This is a genomic window from Mesorhizobium ciceri biovar biserrulae, from assembly GCF_001618845.1.
Lineage (GTDB): Bacteria > Pseudomonadota > Alphaproteobacteria > Rhizobiales > Rhizobiaceae > Mesorhizobium > Mesorhizobium ciceri.
Genome location: NZ_CP015065.1, coordinates 434014 through 449955, shown reverse-complemented (window position 1 = coordinate 449955; position 15942 = coordinate 434014). Strand labels below are relative to the sequence as shown.

The window sequence follows — 15942 nt, the reverse complement described above, 5'->3', positions numbered from 1 at the left end:
AGTGAAATGCAACCTGATGCACGGCGGCCCCTCGGCCGCCCAATTACAAATCAGGGGTGTACAAAGTTAAAGGGTTGGAATCGTACAGACTCTGCTCCGTACGAATCTGACTATTTCCTGATCGAGGCAAAAGCGGGCATGATGTGCATCTTGGAAGGATGTCGACATTATCCGGTGGAATAAGGAACCAGCTCTCCCCTTAGGGCTGGATAGCGCCTGCCTTCTCGACTAGCCGCTGTAGCAGCTAGTGGGACTCAGCAATAATGCGGCGCGTTGACGTGATGTTCGGAAAGGATGATGTCAGCCTCAGCGACGGCATGCCGCTGGCGTTGGTGCGCAGCCATAATGAATAGCTAGGGCCGCGTCTTCATCTATCGGGCGGCTCACGCACCAACTCGACCGTGACCTTCACGGTGAATAGGAGCTTGCTGGTGTGATCGCGGACATGGATGGCAACCTCTCTGAAAGTGCCGTCCGGCATCCGGTCTTTGGCCATTTCAAGCAACGCTCTTGCTGCCTCATCTTCAGCGGCTTCCCGGCTCGCAATTTCGGTTCCTTCAGGATCGGGAAAGACTTCGCCATCGTCGGTTAAATCAAAGAAGAAGCGGGCCATGCGACCCTAATTCCGAACCCCCAAAAAGGTTTCCTTGTAGCGCTACTTGCTGGTGATCCAATCCACCAGGCCAGTTTCCATTCGCTCGCACCCGGCGAATTCATGTGCCAGGCTCGTGGCCAGATCACGCCATTGATACTCAGGCACACCCGTTTGCCTGACCAACTCTCGGAATGCCGAGCGGAGAATGTCGGCGTCAAAGGCGGAGACGGCGACGCTTGCCACGCCCGGATCTTCCCACCCTCGCGCCATGTCATCGTGGTGACGTTGGCGAAGGCGTTTGAGCAGTTCGCGCGATGTCTCGATTGCGCGCCTTGAACGATCCACGTCATGGCGAAACTTGGCAGTTCCGATCATGGAATTATGCCGAACAAGATAGCCGGTTGCGATTACGGCTTGTGCAACTTCTAAATGCGTTCGAACCATCGCGGCCTCCCTTCCAGCGAAAGGAATTGTTTACCCCGTTGTCCAGCATAACCCCAACGGATTCGCTGTACGTTTTCAACCAATCGGCTATTCGGCGATTGTCGGCCAATTGCTGGGTTCTAGCTCCGGTGAGCGGCACTTCACCTCAAAGTGCCGTGGCGGCCGGCGCAGAGGTGCGCGAACCCTGGCGCCGACCAACAGAATCTGAGCGGTCATGCCTCGCGCTGGTGGAGTATATCGGCCCTTCGGGAACCACAGGGACGCCAAACACAACGACCCGGAGAAGTCGGTGCGCACAGTCACCATTCATTTACAATATTAGCGCAGGCTGAAAATCGGACATGCAGGGTAGCTCGTACATGGCCCTTAGCCCCGGTGAAGACCCAGCGCCAGCGCTTCTGTTTCGCTGCTGGGTAGGCCCTGTCCGCACTCCTGCTTGACTGCGCGACTGCGAGAACAACGCCTCGCGGGTTCCCAATTCCTTGCAAACAGTTAGATCCGAGAGCTAAGTGCGGCATAGGCTGGTAGGGCAGGCGACCAGAGCGATCTTTCGAAGAACGAAGTCGTCCTCCCGCACGAATCGGCTGCTTGAACGTACACTTTCCATAGAAAACTCCCTTCTGACCGCCGAGCAGGTTGCCGCTTCGCAAGTACTCTCAGAGAAAAATATTGGAGGGTCTTGTCCCAGCTTGACGCATCAAGGAACTCAAAGGGGGTGGTCTCTAAGGCGACCCTACGCGACATTAGCGGCTGCTATTGCGTTCGCCAATTCTTCTTCAGTAAACGGCTTGCTGAGAATTTTGATGTCGCGAGTCCCCGGGAGTTCGGCGTAGCCCGTTGCTATAATGACGGGTACGTTCGGCCACTGGACTTTGATCGTATTCGATAGCTGCAGGCCCGTCATCTTCGGCATAGCATGATCCGTTATGACGAGGTCGAACGGCTGCTCCTCCAGCAACCTGAGGGCTGCCGCCGCAGAATGCGCCTCCGCGACAGTATGGCCGAGATCCTCGAGCATTGCCGCGGTGTTCAAAAGGACCAGCGCATCGTCATCCACTGCCAGAATCCGCAGCGACGCCGTCTCAATGGCTTCCTCGGCAAGAACATCCGGCCCGCGCGCGACTTCCGAGCTCGCGGTGGCCACCGGCAGCCACAGTTCCGCCGTCGTTCCTGCTCCCTTGCGGCTCCTAAGCGTCAGGCGCCCGCCCATTTGTTCTGTCATCCCATGGACCATAGACAGACCGAGACCCGTGCCTTTGCCTACGCCTTTTGTGGTGAAGAACGGTTCTGTCGCCCGAGCTAGTGTTTCTTCGTCCATTCCTTCGCCAGCGTCTGCTACCGAGAGGCAGACGTAGGGGCCCGGGGCCAAGCCAGCCTCTTTGCTTTCGCCGACCTGTTCCATCCGAGTGGAGATGACGATCGTTCCGCCGCCAGGCATCGCGTCCCTGGCATTGACGCACAGATTGAGCAATGCGAGTTCGATTTGACTTTCATCAACCATCACACGATCAAGCGAGAGCGGAAATTTCGTCTCTATGATCGCCCTTGAGCCCAGCGATCGTTCCAAGAGATCCTTCATTCCGTCTATGAGCCCTATCAAATCGACAGGCTTTGGATCGAGTTGCTGCCGCCGGGCAAAGGCCAGCATGCGCTGCGTCAAGGACGCTCCCCGTCGCGCGCCGAGCACCGCGTTGTCGAGAAGACGCAGCAATTGTGGATCGTCGGGAAGCCGTTTGCGGAGCAGCTCAAGACTACCCAGAATCGCCATCAGCAAATTATTGAAATCGTGAGCGACGCCGCCCGTCAGTTTGCCGATCGCATCCATTTTTTGGGAGTGGAAAAGGGCCTCACGTGCCTGATCCAAGGACTCCTGCGCCTTCTTCCGCTCCGTAATGTCGCGTGTGATCTTCGCGAACCCCAGGAGTTCGCCATCCTCGTGCCGAATGGCGTCGATGACCACGTGCGACCAGAACGCAGTGCCGTCTTTGCGTATACGCCAGCCTTCGCGCTCAACTCGCCCTTCACGGGCGGCGATCTCCAAGGCACTTTGCGGACTGCCTCGCTCGCGATCCTCGGGCGTGTAGAATTGAGAAAAGTGCTTGCCGATTATTTCGTCGGCCGAGTAACCTTTGATGCGTTCTGCACCCGAGTTCCAGCTCGTGATTACGCCTCCAGGATCAAGCATGTAGATCGCGTAGTCCGTCACGCCCTGAACCAGACGCTGGAACTGCTCCTGATTTTTCCGGATTTCCTCCTCCGCTTTCTTGCGCTCGGTAAGATCACGGGTGACTTTGGCGAAGCCGGTTAGTTTGCCGCTTGGATCGAGTATAGGATCCACCACAACGTGAGCCCAGAAAGGAGTCCCGTCGCGACGAACCCTCCAGCCCTCGGTCACAAATTTGCCATCGCGGACTGCTGTCTCCAGAGTCCGCGATGGAAGACCAGCTTCGCGATCCTCCTCCGTGTAGAAGCACGAGAAATGCTGACCGATGATCTCGCTGGCGGAATAGCCTTTGAACCGCTCGGCCCCCGCGTTCCAACTCGTCACGGTTCCCGAACGGTCCAACATATAGATCGCATAATCAGTAACGGCCTCGACGAGAACGCGGTAGCGATCCTCATCGGCTTTATCGACGGTTCCTTGAATCATACCCCATCCGTTCATTTGTTAACTCTGTGAAACTGCTGGCGTCTTGGATGGTTCCACAGACGATGGGAAGGCGTGCGCGCTGTGGCACAGGCCGTGACTGCCGTGGCCTGCAACGAGCTACTTGCCTGACGGGGGCGCGGCCATTACAGAAATTGGAATTTCAGATACCGGGCCGGGCCGCCGATCGCTCCACCCAGTTCTACTTCGAACCTGTGATACTGGCGGCTTGCGATTCCTGTTTGGAGACGATGGCGGAATGACCGAGCGAAAGAAGCAGCCCGTTGTAAGTTCCGGCATTGCCGGCTTGGACGAAATTCTTCGCGGTGGATTGCCCGCTTCAAATTTCTATATCGTGCAAGGCGATCCAGGCGCAGGCAAGACGACGGCGGCGTTGCAATTCCTGCGCGCTGGTGTGGCAGCCGGTGAACGCTGCATCTATGTCAGCCTTTCGCAAACCGCCGCCGAACTGCAAGCGATTGCGTCCTCACACGGCTGGACGCTTGATGGCATCCGCGTTGAGGAATTGTCCGCTTCGGAGACCCTGAGCGGAGCGGCCGATCAGACGATTTTCCAGACTGCGGACCTTCGATTGGATGAGACGCGCAAGGCGATTGAACGCGCGATTGAAGAACACAAGCCACACAGGCTTGTTTATGACTCGCTGCTCGAGATCCGGCTGATTACCGGCGACACACCGAGGTTCCGGCGCGAGCTGATTGGTTTCAAGGCCTTCCTGGCCAAGCGGGGCATTGTGGCGGTGTTGCTCGACACCCAGACCAGCGGAGGCGATCACAATGGCGAGGAAATCGAGGGCATTGCCCACGGCGTGATCCGGCTTGATAAATCTCTCGAGGACTACGGCGGCGTGCGGCGGCGTATTGAAGTCAGCAAACTGCGCGGTGTGCCGTTTGCAGACGGTTATCACGATATGGCTATTCGCGAAGGCGAAGGCGTTGTGGTTTTTCCGAGGATTGTGCCCGGGTCGCCTGCCGAAGTGACCAAGCCGCAGCTGATCAAGTCAGGGGTAGACGCTCTCGACGAGATGTTCGGCGGCGGCCAGGAATCGGGAACCATAACGCTCGTGATTGGTCAGTCGGGGACAGGCAAGTCGACGATGTCGTCGCTTTACGCCACTGCCGCGCTTCAGCGGGGCGAAAGCGTGGCCCTGTTCCTGTTTGAGGAGCGGCTGGAGACTTTCTTTCGCCGGTCCGAGGGACTTGGGATGGATCTTCGGCAGTTCTACAGGGATGGCCAACTCGTCATCTACGATTTTAGTCCGAACGAAATCTCGCCCGGAGAGTTCGGCCAGATTGTGCAGCAAGTCGTCAGTCGCAACAATACCCGCGTAGTCGTGATTGACAGCTTCACCGGCTATCTGAATTCTCTTCCCCACCGGGAAAAGGCGGTGCTGGACATCCAGTCTCTCCTGAAACATCTCGCTCGCGCTGACGTGCTAACCATGCTCATTGTCGCCCAGCATGGCTTGCTCGGGCAGAATGTTGGAATCGACGTGGACGTCAGTTTTCTCGGCGACACCGTGCTTCTGCTGCGCATGTCCGAGCATGAAGGCCGCCTTAGGCGCAATATCACGGTCGTCAAGAAACGCCACGGTCCCCACGATCTCGATGTCCGGGAACTTTTCATCGCGAGTTCCGGCGTTTCCGTGGTTGCTTACAATCCTCTGCCCGAGACGTGAGCGACGTCGAGCGAAACGGGCTGGGAACACTGGATTGGGTGCTCATTTTGGCGCCTTACCGCAAGGATGCTGGTTACACCGCCTCCCTGCTGCAGGAACGTGGTTTACGGGCTCGAGCGGCGAGCCCCGAGGACTTAGAGGGATTGCTTGCACTGTCTCCTGGAGTGCTGGTTGTTACCCATGAAGCCTTAAATCCTCAGGCTATCGCAACAGTTGAAAGTTTCCTTCAGGCGCAGCCGAATTGGTCGGAAATTCCAATCGTTGTTTTGTTGGACCGTGGGGCACAGCAGTCACGCATCCAAGCGGCGCTGAGCGCTGCCTGGCCACGTTCACGTCAGATATACTATCAGCGTCCAGTGGCTGCGCTCGAACTAATAAGCGGAATCCAGTCGGCACTCCTCACCAGAATTCGCCAGCGCGACGTGCGTGACTATCTTGAGCGGGAGACGGAACTCCGCCTTGAACTAAATCATCGAGTGAAAAACATCCTGGCGACCGTCATATCCATCTTCGATATGACCAGGCGCGGTGCGATCTCGGCAGAAGGGCTTGCAGAAGACTTCAAAGGGCGATTGAGAGCCTTGTCGGATGTTCATTCTGCAGTTTTTGCTGCCGGTGGCGAGACCGTGGCCTTAACGGATGTCGCAAAATCGGTCCTCGCGCCATACCTTTCCAAGCAACAAACTGCCATCACGATCGACGGACCCGAGGTGCTGCTTTCGCGCGATGCCGGTACAACTCTCGCCCTCTCGCTTCATGAACTAGCAACAAACGCCATTAAATATGGCGGCTTGTCCCGCCCCGAAGGCAGGATACGAATGGAATGGAATATAACGGCGAGTTCGGAACCAGTGCTGACGCTGAGATGGATCGAATCAGGAGGACCGTCGGTAGTTCAACCCTCGCGAGTAGGATATGGAACACGCTATATGCGCGCCGCATTGACCAGCCTATTTGGAGAGGCTCCAGATCTTGTTTTCGCGTCGGATGGCCTGCGTTTCTCTATTCGCGGCCTACTGTCCCGCCTTGCACCCGATGAACGGCTAGGCTGATCGCGGCAGCGCCTACAATTTGGGCAGCGGAAATTCTAAGGTCGGTTGAGACCGGTGACCACTCCCTTGGCATTCAACGACCGCGCAATCTGAAGCTCGGTCCGACCAGCCTTCACGTATTCATGGTAGATCCAGCGCACCGTCGCAATTTCATCAGGTGGTCCAGGCACGAGGATGCCCCGATCCGTCTGGAGGCCCTTGTACTCTTTGAGAGCGAGCATGGTCTTTGTGCACCCAAGCTGGTCGATGAACCGGCGCCTCAGGCCCAGGCCGGCCGACCCTCCCTGCCGGTGTCACCATTCGAACGAGCCTGCACTGGCCGGCAAACACCTTGACCGACAACACCCGGCTGTGCTCGGCACGCCATCGTGCGCTTTATCGCCTTGAGCAGGTCTGATCCGATGCTGCCATCGTTTGCGAACTGTTCGCCAAAATATTCAATTCAACGCCGGCAACACGACACCGATACTCGTACGACGCACTCTCATCGGGGTTCGGGAATCGCCCCCAGCGGCTCACATCGTAGACGATGACGATTCGAAATCCGCGTTCTTCGTTTCGACATCCGCCAACAGCCTTTGCTTCGAGGTTCAAGCGCAGCGACCGGCGTCCTCGTATGTGGCCACGGTGTCGTAGTTCATCGCATCCGCGAATGCACGGATTGCATCCTTCTGATTGTCGATCGAATAGCTCTGGTGGTCGGTGGACATTCGCAGGTATTGAGCTGCGCGCACGCGCTGTGCGTTCTCAGCAGGTCGACGGACCGTGTGCGCCTGTTCCATCATTTAGCGCCTGGAAGGCAGATTGAACGTCCGCTTGAACCGGACGATCCTAGCGGTATGAGGCTTCAATCTCGTTACACAATGATCGACACTTTGTACCGACTGGGACTTGTCGCCATAAAACGAGAAGCGAGGAAAATAGCAGGCAGGCTTCTATCAACACCCGAGAAACCATGTCTTTTATCGTGACGGCTCGTGCCCCCGTTCCGCCGCATTGCAGCCGCAGGTGGCAAGCCATAGGGATATCAGGCCTTCAAGGGAGACCTTACATGAACGTTCACAAAGTCATAGCCGCCGTGCTGATGACCGCGGCACTGGCCGGGTGCGCGCAGACCGAAGGCCAGCAGCGGGCCGGAACTGGCGCTCTGATCGGCGGCGCTGGCGGCGCCCTCGTCGGTCAGGCCATCGGCGGCAACACCGAAAGCACGCTCATCGGCGCTGCCGGCGGCGCCCTGCTCGGCGCCGTCGTCGGCTCGGCCACTACGCCGCAGCGTCGCGGCGAACAGATGTGCCGCTACCAGGACCGCCGCGGCCGCATCTACACGGCGCCGTGCGACGACAGGTACTACAACGGCGATTATTAAGCAGGGTTAGTCTGCTCATCCGTTGTCTGAGTGGGAAATGGGAACGGAAGCTCCACTGTGGGGCGGTGGCCCTGCTGGTACATTGTTTCTGGTCGCGCCGCCGGCGGCGGCGCTGCGTTGTCATCTTTTGCCCATAACATAGTGCTACCAGCAAGGACGGCGGGTCTCTGGAGGTCGTGATGACTGAGAGCCTTGCCGGCACCCTGAAGAGCCGTGGCAAACAGGCAGCCAAGCGGCTGCTTGGCTATGATTCCCGCAACTGGCTGCGTATCCGCCAGATCGAGGCTTTCAGCCTCTTTCTCGAAGCCAGCAACCGTAAATCCTCCGACGTGATCGAGATCTCGCCCGGCTGGAACCGCTATTGGCGCACGATGTGCTCCAACTACCGCTCTGTCGACTTCCCCGCCTTCGACATCTGCAACGACCGCACCGATGAGCAGTATTCGATCGTCATCGCCGACCAGGTGCTGGAACACGTGCAGCGTCCGCAGGCGGCGGTGCGGAACATCCACGCCATGACCCGACCCGGCGGTTGGGCGATGGTGGCAACGCCCTTCCTGTTTCGCGTGCACGCCAGACCGCACGACTACAACAGATGGACGCCCGCCGGTCTCAAGCAGCTGATGGTGGACGGCGGCTTCCCCGAAGCCAACGTCAAGGTCCACGGCTGGGGCAACAAGGCCTGCGCCAGGGCCCATATCGGTGGCCCTGTTCGCGCCTACGGCCTGTGGCGGGATCTCAGTAACGACGAGGAATACCCGCTGATGGTCTGGGCGTTCGCTAAGAAGGGGTGAGTGGTGGAAGCCGCGCTCCATCCCGGTCATAGCCAGGGTGTCTGGCTGGACACTTGACCGGATCCGCCGCCAGTGACCTACTTCGAAATCCGAGGAGCCGTTCGCGAATGGACATTCGAGCCACATTGACGGAGCTTTGCGAGGCCTTCAATGCGCACGATCTGGACCGCATCATGGCGTTCTTTGCCGACGACTGCGTTCTGGAGATGCCAAGGGGGGCCGAGCCTTGGGGAACGCGCTGCGAGGGCAAGCGCAGCGTACGAGACGCGCTAGCGACACGCTTTGAGGGTTTGCCCGATGTGCATTACGGCAGTGGACAGCACTTTGCGGACGAGGCTGCCAGCACCGGCATGTCGAAATGGACCCTCACCGGCACCACCCGCGAGGGCGTCAAAAAGGAAGTTCGAGGTTGCGATTTCTACACATTTCGTGACGGAAAGGTGATCCGCAAGGACTCATACTGGAAGATCGTGGAGTAGGGGGTTGGCATTCCTGTCGGATCTTTTCGTTGTCCCGCATTCCAAAACAGGTGGATTACGCGATGCACGTTTGCATCGCTGCACTCGCCGACGAAATGCCAACCTCAGAATTCCGGAACGCATTCAAAGTAGCTGCCAAGGATGAAACCACCTCCAGCTATTCCATGTCCGGCACGTCGCCACCCGCAAACAGAGTCGTCGGCTCGCCATAAGCCACCGAAGGGTTACCCTCGCGCGACCACGCAATGAGGCCAGCATGCTTGCCGGTTTGCAGGTCGCCGGTCTCATGACGGTGGAAGGCCGTGACCACGATCAGCCTGGTGCTTTCTGTTGGGAGAGTAAACTATTCAACCTGGAAGGGTTTTTCCGCTGACCAACAGCCGGTTGAAGTTGAACGGCGCAGGGGGAAGCATCTCTGTCATCTCGAATAGAGGCACAGGGCCTTCCGGGTCCGGTGCTTTCTGCTTGGCCTTCAGGTCCGTGATCTCCTCGTCGCGCCGCGCAATCCGGCTTTCCAGATTGGCAATGCGCTCCGCAAGGAAATAGCGCCCCACGGCAAATCCGCCGGCGCCGAACAATGCGGCAGACGTAGCAAAGGCCAACGGGTTAGCCGCCACCAGCGCAGAGTTGCTTTGTATGAAAGCGATAAGGTCATGCATGGCTAAAAAGCTCTCCTGTCACGCCGGGAACGATTCAACCTGCCGAGGTCGCGCGAGGGGTCGCAATACCAAGTCTCCTCCGATCAGTTTATGGGCAACTTCGTTTCCCGGCCTCGCCCTGCCGTGCGGAGCGCCGCGAGTGCGTCAGCACAAGCTGCCTCGGAGGTCGTTCCGTTCATCCGCGCTATCCTAGCCGCAGGGCGGGACTTCGCAATGTCCACGCCGGTCATCCTACAACAGGGTATCGTCGTAGCCAATGGAACCTATCCCCGGATGCCTGGGCTATGGCGAGTATCTGAGTCTCTGGCTCGCGGTTGTAGGCCATCAGCGCCTTCACGGTCTCAAGCGGGCTTTCGTAGCGGGCGACAAGCTTCACGGCTTCAGAGTGCAACTCGGCTTTGACCTCGGCATTGAAGTACATCGTTCCCATCGCGGTTCCTCCTAGCGTGTCGCACGCGTGATGGAGGGAGCACATCAAGTCGCTCCTAAGTTCGCCGTTGAGCAGGTTCATCCCTTTGAGCGCCTTACGTGATGATCGGCATGAGCATGGCAGTTGGCCTTTCCGGCAGGCTCGGGAAGTGAACAGAACGGGAACATAAATGTCAAGCAAGAATTGACTCGGGCGAGGGGTCAATTCCTATTTTTGGCCATGCCGGACGCGGCAGAACTCGGTCGGCTATGTCCTGGCATGCTGCAGCCACCCTCAAGGCGCGGCTCCACTCGGTCCTTAACCCCTAGGCCGGTTGAGCATTGAAGCCAACGTGCCCGCGTTCGACGTCCCCATGCCTTTTACCTCGGAGGCGGCCAGTGGATCGAGGCCAGCAGGGAGTCGTCGAGGATCAATAAACCGAAAGCAGCATTCTGCCAATTTCCCAGCCGATGAATGCTCGCGGCGGGAAGCGGCCGGTCGCTGCAGCCCAGGCGCGCTTCACTCCTCCCGGAATGCTCGCTGAATCTGATCGGCCAGGGGCTTGACGAGATAGGACAGCATCGTGCGGCTGCTGGTCGTGAAGAACACCTCGACCGGCATGCCGGGCGCCAGGGTCAGTCTTTTGAGTCTGGCAAGTTCCGTGCGCGGCAAAACGATATGCACGGTGTAATAACCGGCGCCGGTGCGCTCGTCGGTGCTGAGATCGGCGGAGATCTTGCTGACGCTTCCGTTGAGTTCAGGCGTGGTCCGCTGATTGAAGGCCGAAAGCCGCAGCGTCGCCTCCTGCCCCTGTTTCAGCTGATCGATGTCCTGTGGAGCGACACGGGCTTCGACGGTCAGTCGGTCCGCGACCGGCACGATGAGCATGACCGGTTCGCCCGCAGTGATGACACCCCCAATCGTATGTACGGCAAGCTGAAGGACGACGCCGGCCTGCGGGCTTCGAATGTCGATGCGCTTGAGCTGGTCCTCGGCCGATACCTTGCGTTCGACTAGCTCCGAGAGTTTTGCCTGGACCTCACGCAGCTCCGTGGCGACTTCGCTGCGCAGATCCTGATCGATCTGGATGATCTGCAGGCGGATTTCCGACGTGTGACCTTTCGACTGCGCTATCGCCGCGATCAACTGCCCGTGTTCAGCCTCCAGCCGCACGGCCTCGCGCTCGAGCGCGGTGATGCGATCGATCGAGACCAGCTTGCGCTCCCATAATGTGCGCATGCCCGCGAGCTCGGTTCCGATCAGCTTGATTTCCTGGCTCTTGGCGTCCTTTTGCTCGGTCAGGCCGGAGACTTCTTCGGCGAGCTGGGAGATACGTTCCGCCAACTGCGCCTTCTGGCCAGCGCGTGCCTGCCGGCGGAACTCGAAGAGCGACTGCTCTCCGGCCATTGTTCCGCTGACATCCGGATCGTCCCGCCGAGACATCAGCGACGGCGGAAAACCGATGGCGTCCGCACCATCGCGCTCGGCCTTGAGACGTGCCAGGCGGGCATCGAGTTCATCCGCGCTCTTGGTGACAATGGCCAGATTGGCGCGGGTGACGGTTTCATCCAGATGAATCAGAACCTGTCCCGCTTGCACGGCATCGCCTTCGCGCACGAAGATTTGGCCGACCACGCCGCCCGTCGGATGCTGCACCTTTTTGACGCTGGAATCGACAACCAGCTTTCCCGATCCAATGACCGCGCCAGAGAGGTCGATCACGGCGGCAAGGCTGCCCGCTCCACCGACCAGTAGGATGGAGGTCGCAATGCCGCCAAGCAGATAACGTCGAATGGCCCGGTCGATCACCGATGTCGCCCTCTCCGGCATCAGAGCGCCGCCTCTTCAGGACTTGGGACAACTTTCAACGGAACGCTGATGGGACGGGTCACATTGGTCATGATCTCATTCTTCGGGCCAAAGGCCTGAATGCTGCCGTTCGTCATGACAAGGATCTGGTCAAGACTTTGCAATGCACTCGGGCGATGCGCCACCACGATGGCCATGCCGCCTCTGTCGCGCACGCCTTGGATCGCCGCCGTCAAGGCGGCTTCGCCATCGGCATCGAGATTGGAATTCGGCTCGTCGAGTATGACAAGAAACGGATCGCCATAGAGAGCACGCGCCAAAGCGACCCTCTGTCGCTGGCCCGCCGAAAGCGCCGACCCGGCCTCGCCAATGCGCGTTTCATAACCTTCAGGCAGGTGAACCACCAGATCATGAACACCGGCGGCGCGCGCAGCGGTCAGTATTTTGTCCGAGGGGGGCCGGGGTTCGAAGCGAGCTATGTTCTCGGCAATGGTGCCGTCGAACAGCTCGACATCCTGCGGCAGATAACCGACATGCTTGCCTAGGTCTTCCGACGACCACTGGTCGAGCGTCGCACCGTCGAGCCTGACGGTACCGCGCACTGGCAGCCAGACGCCGGCGATGGCTCTGACGAGCGAGGATTTTCCCGAAGCGCTCGGACCGATGATGCCGAGGCCGGCGCCCTTCTCCAGCACGAAGCCCGCATCCTGGACGACAAGGCGGCGCTCGCCCGGCGGCGCCACACTGATGCGCTCTACCGAGAGGCGAAACGACGGCGGCGGCAGCGAGACAGTTGTTGCAGCCTCGGGCAGCAGCCCCAGAAGGTGGGTGAGGCGGGCCCCGGCCTGGCGGGCGCTGACGAAGCTCTTCCAATGCACGATCGCGAGTTCAATCGGTGCCAGCGCCCGGCTCATTATGATCGAGCTGGCAATCATGATGCCTCCTGTTGCCTCCTGATGGATGACGAGCCAGGCGCCGATCGCCAGGATGCCGGATTGAAGCATCATGCGCACGACTTTCGAAATCGTTCCGAGCGTCCCCGCCAAATCGCTCGCCTTGGCATTCGTCTTGAGATAGTCGTCGTTGACGGCAGACCAGCGATCGGCAATGCGTGGGCCAAAACCCATTGCCTGAAGCACCTCGACGTTGCGGCGTGTCGCTTCCGCCAGCGTGTTGCGCGAAGCGGCCTGGCTGTTAGCACGTTTCGCCGTCTCCCTCGTGCGTAGTTCCGCCAGTAAGGTCAGGGCAAACAGAATGATGGCGCCCAAGAGCGCGGTCATGCCGATCCAGAAATGGAACAGGAAACAGATTGCGAGATAAAGCGGCATCCAGGGCAGGTCGAACAGCGCGGTCGGCCCAGCGCTCGACAGGAACGATCGGACCTGATCGAGGTCCCGCAATGACTGCAAGCCATCGCCGGGAAGCTTCGTGCGCAACGGCAGACGCATCAGTGCGGTGTAGACCTGCCCGCTGAGCCGCGCATCGAGCGCCATGCCGATACGCACCAGCAGCCGCGATCGGATCAGCTCAAGAACGCCCTGGAAGAGGAACAGCGTGCCCGCAAACAAGCAAAGGCCGACAAGCGTCGGCACGCTGCGGCCGGGGATGACGCGATCGTAGACCTGCAGCATGAAGAACGAGCCGGTCAGCGCCAGGACATTGACGACCCCGCTCATCAAGGCGATGCCGGCGAATGCCCGCCGAAAGGAAGCCAATACGGCCGTGAGCGTTGTTCGCGGCGGCTCAGAAGGGCGGGAGTGAGACATCGTCCTTCACCTCGGGCCTAGTGCGGCGGCAAGCGGCAATGAACGCGTTCGAGACCAGTTGGTGAAGGATGTCGGTTTCACTCCATCTTCCAGCATGGCACCTAGATGAACCAGTCATTCAGCGCGTAGGCATGAACATAGTCGACGTGCATTTCAGAAGGGGTGGCAAGCCCGTCGGCGGGCGCTCCCGCCATGCCGCCGACAGCCTGGTCGACCAGCATATACATTGGCTTGTGCATGTCGGCAGGCGTTGGTGCGCGGGCAACTTCGACATCGTCGAAATACCAGACCAGTTCGCTTGGGGTCCAAAGCACCCCATATTTGTGGAACCCTGCGGTATCCGCTGCATATACGGTCGAGGTCACTTTTGTATGCGACCCCGTGGCATTCGAGTGGCTGGTCAGGGTGAGCTTGTTGGGATCCTGGCCGATCATCTCCACTGCGTCCAGTTCCGGCGGCCAGGAGCCATCCGCCGGAAGAAGCCAGAAGGCCGGCCATGCACCCTGCTTTTCGGGCATGTCGGCTCGAATTTCGAAATAGCCGTAGGTCTGTGCGAAGGAATGGTAGGTCGTCAGCAGACCTGACGTGTAATCATAGTTGTTTATGTAGGGCTTGATCGCATCGGGAGCCCGGGCGGCCGTAATGGTGAGAACACCGTCCTGTACGCTGAACGGGTTGACCGAACTCGTGGGGGCGTAGCTGGTGTCGATATACCACTGAAGCTCGCTGTTGGTGGTGAGCGAGCTGCCGTTCGGAGCACCCCACCAGAAGTTCGTATCCCAGGTCCCGCTAGAACCGCTGTGCAGGTTCAACGTATTGAACTCGTCCGAGAAGGTGAGCGTCAGATGCGACTTGTCCAGGGCGAGATCGAACTGGTTGGCGCTGAACTGGTCGATGGTCTTGTTCTCGAAGACGAGAAACTCGGTTGGCGACAGGGTAAGTCGGACGTTCGATCCCGACTGCACCATGGCGGCGTGCACCTGGTCGAAAGAGAGGAAGCCGTAGCCTCCGACGCGCACGGTGTCGTCGGCGCCGAAGTCGAGAATAAGGTCGCTGCCATTGCCTGGTTTGACGACGAAAATGTCAGCGCCGGAGCCACCCTTGAGAACGTCGTCGCCCTTCAAGCCGTCGAGCGTCTGCTGGCCGGAACCGCCGACGACGATATTGTTCAATGCGTTTCCGAAGGCATATTGTTTATCGCCGGTGACCGTCAGATTCTCAAAATTCGCCGGCAGCCTGTAGCTCATCCAGGTCGAGATCGTATCGATGCCCTCGTTGGGCAGCTCCGCCGCTTTGTTTTTCGCGGAGTACAGGTAGTAGATATCGTCGCCCTGGCCGCCATACATCGTAACGCTGACGCTGCCGTCGCCATACAGCGAATCGTTGTAGATGCTGCCGTAGAGGGCCGGGCCCGAATTCGTCGCCGAGTACCACCTTGCGGAGGACCCACTATAGGGGAGCGGAACGCCCTTGGCATTGGTTACGGCGGCCATTTTGCTTGCAGCTCCGTTGGTTTGTTCCAAGCCCTAACACGATGCAAGGCAAAAGGAGCCGATAGGTTTTGTCTTCAAACTCAGGAGGGTTATCAAAACGTAAATGCCCGAGGGGCAGGACGCGTCCGTCAGGCGAAGCTGGCTTGAGCGTGAAGTGGGGCGACTGGGGCCGGTTGGGCGAAGAGCGCGCACCAACGAGAATGCTGCCGAAACGTGGCAGGCTTCTGAGCGGAACCTTGGACCCGAATCGCAAGTTTGGCGGGACACCCGCGAGAGCCCTGCCCATCGGGCGCGGATGCGGGACCTTCCCCCTAGCCGCCGAACGCTTGCGGCCATTCCTCGCAGATCAGAGGCCGAGGGTCTGACCCGTTTCCATCTGAAGGAAATCTGCCGACGAATTCCGCAACACCGAGTTCTGGAACGCGTCAAGGGCAGAGCCGTGGGTGATATCGACCAGCACGGCCGCTGCGGCTTCAACCTTATCGGCCGCTTCGTCTACCTTGTCGAAACGCATCAGCATTCGATCGTGGAGCATCGACAACCGCGTGGCGTGGTAAAGCACGCTGCGCTTATGGTAATCCGAGTCCAGCGGCTCAAACAGTATTGTCATGACGGCAACTCCTCGCCATTTCATGTCCATTCGGGGGTGATTTGGAGGCCGCCCGCGTATAGATATTGGTCTGGCGCTCCCGAGGCCTCCGTCACGCGCTGTTGAGCTGCCCGGACCCTG

The 15942-nt window shown here is 59.3% G+C and carries 16 protein-coding genes; 5 read left to right on the top strand and 11 right to left on the bottom strand.

Going from position 1 to position 15942, the window contains the following annotated elements:
• Positions 1 to 367: 367 nt before the first annotated feature.
• From A4R29_RS31990 to A4R29_RS31980, 3 genes are all read right to left on the bottom strand, one after another.
• Positions 368 to 613, bottom strand: a complete 246-nt coding sequence (locus A4R29_RS31990; RefSeq protein ID WP_063174025.1) for a DUF6894 family protein — start codon at positions 611 to 613, stop codon at positions 368 to 370.
• Between the two features lie 42 nt (positions 614 to 655).
• On the bottom strand, positions 656 to 1039 hold the full coding sequence (locus tag A4R29_RS31985; protein ID WP_063174024.1) for a hypothetical protein: 384 nt from the start codon (positions 1037 to 1039) through the stop codon (positions 656 to 658).
• A gap of 733 nt (positions 1040 to 1772) precedes the next feature.
• Positions 1773 to 3689, bottom strand: a complete 1917-nt coding sequence (locus tag A4R29_RS31980; protein WP_063174094.1) for a hybrid sensor histidine kinase/response regulator — start codon at positions 3687 to 3689, stop codon at positions 1773 to 1775.
• A gap of 256 nt (positions 3690 to 3945) precedes the next feature.
• Here A4R29_RS31980 and A4R29_RS31975 point away from each other — a divergent pair, with 256 nt between their 5' ends.
• Positions 3946 to 5385: a DUF7125 family protein gene (locus A4R29_RS31975; RefSeq protein ID WP_024504654.1), complete on the top strand. Its 1440-nt coding sequence runs from the start codon at positions 3946 to 3948 to the stop codon at positions 5383 to 5385.
• Positions 5382 to 6437, top strand: coding sequence for a sensor histidine kinase (locus A4R29_RS31970; protein WP_063170811.1), 1056 nt, complete (start codon positions 5382 to 5384; stop codon positions 6435 to 6437). Before A4R29_RS31975 ends, A4R29_RS31970 begins: the two co-directional genes overlap by 4 nt.
• A gap of 35 nt (positions 6438 to 6472) precedes the next feature.
• Here A4R29_RS31970 and A4R29_RS35255 read toward each other — a convergent pair whose 3' ends face one another.
• Together A4R29_RS35255 and A4R29_RS35250 are read right to left on the bottom strand one after the other, a co-directional pair.
• Positions 6473 to 6658 carry a recombinase family protein gene (locus A4R29_RS35255; protein WP_027161844.1) on the bottom strand — a complete coding sequence of 62 codons (186 nt, stop codon included), beginning with the start codon at positions 6656 to 6658 and terminating at the stop codon, positions 6473 to 6475.
• A gap of 369 nt (positions 6659 to 7027) precedes the next feature.
• Positions 7028 to 7222 (bottom strand): recombinase family protein, encoded by a 195-nt coding sequence (locus A4R29_RS35250; protein WP_244506999.1) that lies wholly within the window; start codon positions 7220 to 7222, stop codon positions 7028 to 7030.
• A gap of 266 nt (positions 7223 to 7488) precedes the next feature.
• Here A4R29_RS35250 and A4R29_RS31960 point away from each other — a divergent pair, with 266 nt between their 5' ends.
• The 3 genes from A4R29_RS31960 to A4R29_RS31950 all read left to right on the top strand — a co-directional run bounded on the left by A4R29_RS31960 (position 7489) and on the right by A4R29_RS31950 (position 9076).
• Positions 7489 to 7803: a YMGG-like glycine zipper-containing protein gene (locus A4R29_RS31960; RefSeq protein WP_013525070.1), complete on the top strand. Its 315-nt coding sequence runs from the start codon at positions 7489 to 7491 to the stop codon at positions 7801 to 7803.
• A gap of 179 nt (positions 7804 to 7982) precedes the next feature.
• The gene (locus A4R29_RS31955) at positions 7983 to 8597 is read left to right on the top strand and encodes a class I SAM-dependent methyltransferase (protein ID WP_024504651.1); all 615 of its coding nucleotides are present in this window, start codon (positions 7983 to 7985) and stop codon (positions 8595 to 8597) included.
• Between the two features lie 107 nt (positions 8598 to 8704).
• Positions 8705 to 9076 (top strand): nuclear transport factor 2 family protein, encoded by a 372-nt coding sequence (locus A4R29_RS31950; protein ID WP_063174023.1) that lies wholly within the window; start codon positions 8705 to 8707, stop codon positions 9074 to 9076.
• A 347-nt stretch (positions 9077 to 9423) separates the two neighbouring features.
• Here the strand turns inward: A4R29_RS31950 and A4R29_RS31940 are convergent, their stop codons facing one another.
• The 6 genes from A4R29_RS31940 to A4R29_RS31915 all read right to left on the bottom strand — a co-directional run bounded on the left by A4R29_RS31940 (position 9424) and on the right by A4R29_RS31915 (position 15822).
• Positions 9424 to 9735 (bottom strand): hypothetical protein, encoded by a 312-nt coding sequence (locus A4R29_RS31940; RefSeq protein ID WP_063174022.1) that lies wholly within the window; start codon positions 9733 to 9735, stop codon positions 9424 to 9426.
• A 226-nt stretch (positions 9736 to 9961) separates the two neighbouring features.
• On the bottom strand, positions 9962 to 10246 hold the full coding sequence (locus tag A4R29_RS34760) for a hypothetical protein (protein ID WP_244506998.1): 285 nt from the start codon (positions 10244 to 10246) through the stop codon (positions 9962 to 9964).
• A 417-nt stretch (positions 10247 to 10663) separates the two neighbouring features.
• Entirely contained in the window at positions 10664 to 11974 is a 1311-nt protein-coding gene (locus A4R29_RS31930) for an HlyD family type I secretion periplasmic adaptor subunit (RefSeq protein WP_013525075.1), read from the bottom strand.
• The gene (locus A4R29_RS31925) at positions 11974 to 13719 is read right to left on the bottom strand and encodes a type I secretion system permease/ATPase (protein WP_063170807.1); all 1746 of its coding nucleotides are present in this window, start codon (positions 13717 to 13719) and stop codon (positions 11974 to 11976) included. The genes A4R29_RS31930 and A4R29_RS31925 overlap by 1 nt, the downstream gene beginning before the upstream one ends.
• Positions 13720 to 13820: 101 nt before the next feature.
• Positions 13821 to 15212, bottom strand: coding sequence for an endo-1,3-1,4-beta-glycanase EglC (eglC, locus tag A4R29_RS31920; RefSeq protein ID WP_063170806.1), 1392 nt, complete (start codon positions 15210 to 15212; stop codon positions 13821 to 13823).
• Between the two features lie 346 nt (positions 15213 to 15558).
• On the bottom strand, positions 15559 to 15822 hold the full coding sequence (locus A4R29_RS31915) for a hypothetical protein (RefSeq protein WP_013525078.1): 264 nt from the start codon (positions 15820 to 15822) through the stop codon (positions 15559 to 15561).
• Between the last annotated feature and the right edge of the window lie 120 nt (positions 15823 to 15942).

Coding starts and splice junctions, on each gene's coding strand:
- A4R29_RS31990 (WP_063174025.1), bottom strand. CDS start 613: ATGGCCCGCTTCTTCTTTGATTTAACCGACGATGGCGAAGTCTTTCCC.
- A4R29_RS31985 (WP_063174024.1), bottom strand. CDS start 1,039: ATGGTTCGAACGCATTTAGAAGTTGCACAAGCCGTAATCGCAACCGGC.
- A4R29_RS31980 (WP_063174094.1), bottom strand. CDS start 3,689: ATGATTCAAGGAACCGTCGATAAAGCCGATGAGGATCGCTACCGCGTT.
- A4R29_RS31975 (WP_024504654.1), top strand. CDS start 3,946: ATGACCGAGCGAAAGAAGCAGCCCGTTGTAAGTTCCGGCATTGCCGGC.
- A4R29_RS35255 (WP_027161844.1), bottom strand. CDS start 6,658: ATGCTCGCTCTCAAAGAGTACAAGGGCCTCCAGACGGATCGGGGCATC.
- A4R29_RS35250 (WP_244506999.1), bottom strand. CDS start 7,222: ATGATGGAACAGGCGCACACGGTCCGTCGACCTGCTGAGAACGCACAG.
- A4R29_RS31960 (WP_013525070.1), top strand. CDS start 7,489: ATGAACGTTCACAAAGTCATAGCCGCCGTGCTGATGACCGCGGCACTG.
- A4R29_RS31955 (WP_024504651.1), top strand. CDS start 7,983: ATGACTGAGAGCCTTGCCGGCACCCTGAAGAGCCGTGGCAAACAGGCA.
- A4R29_RS31950 (WP_063174023.1), top strand. CDS start 8,705: ATGGACATTCGAGCCACATTGACGGAGCTTTGCGAGGCCTTCAATGCG.
- A4R29_RS31940 (WP_063174022.1), bottom strand. CDS start 9,735: ATGCATGACCTTATCGCTTTCATACAAAGCAACTCTGCGCTGGTGGCG.
- A4R29_RS34760 (WP_244506998.1), bottom strand. CDS start 10,246: ATGAACCTGCTCAACGGCGAACTTAGGAGCGACTTGATGTGCTCCCTC.
- A4R29_RS31930 (WP_013525075.1), bottom strand. CDS start 11,974: ATGCCGGAGAGGGCGACATCGGTGATCGACCGGGCCATTCGACGTTAT.
- A4R29_RS31925 (WP_063170807.1), bottom strand. CDS start 13,719: ATGTCTCACTCCCGCCCTTCTGAGCCGCCGCGAACAACGCTCACGGCC.
- eglC (WP_063170806.1), bottom strand. CDS start 15,212: ATGGCCGCCGTAACCAATGCCAAGGGCGTTCCGCTCCCCTATAGTGGG.
- A4R29_RS31915 (WP_013525078.1), bottom strand. CDS start 15,822: ATGACAATACTGTTTGAGCCGCTGGACTCGGATTACCATAAGCGCAGC.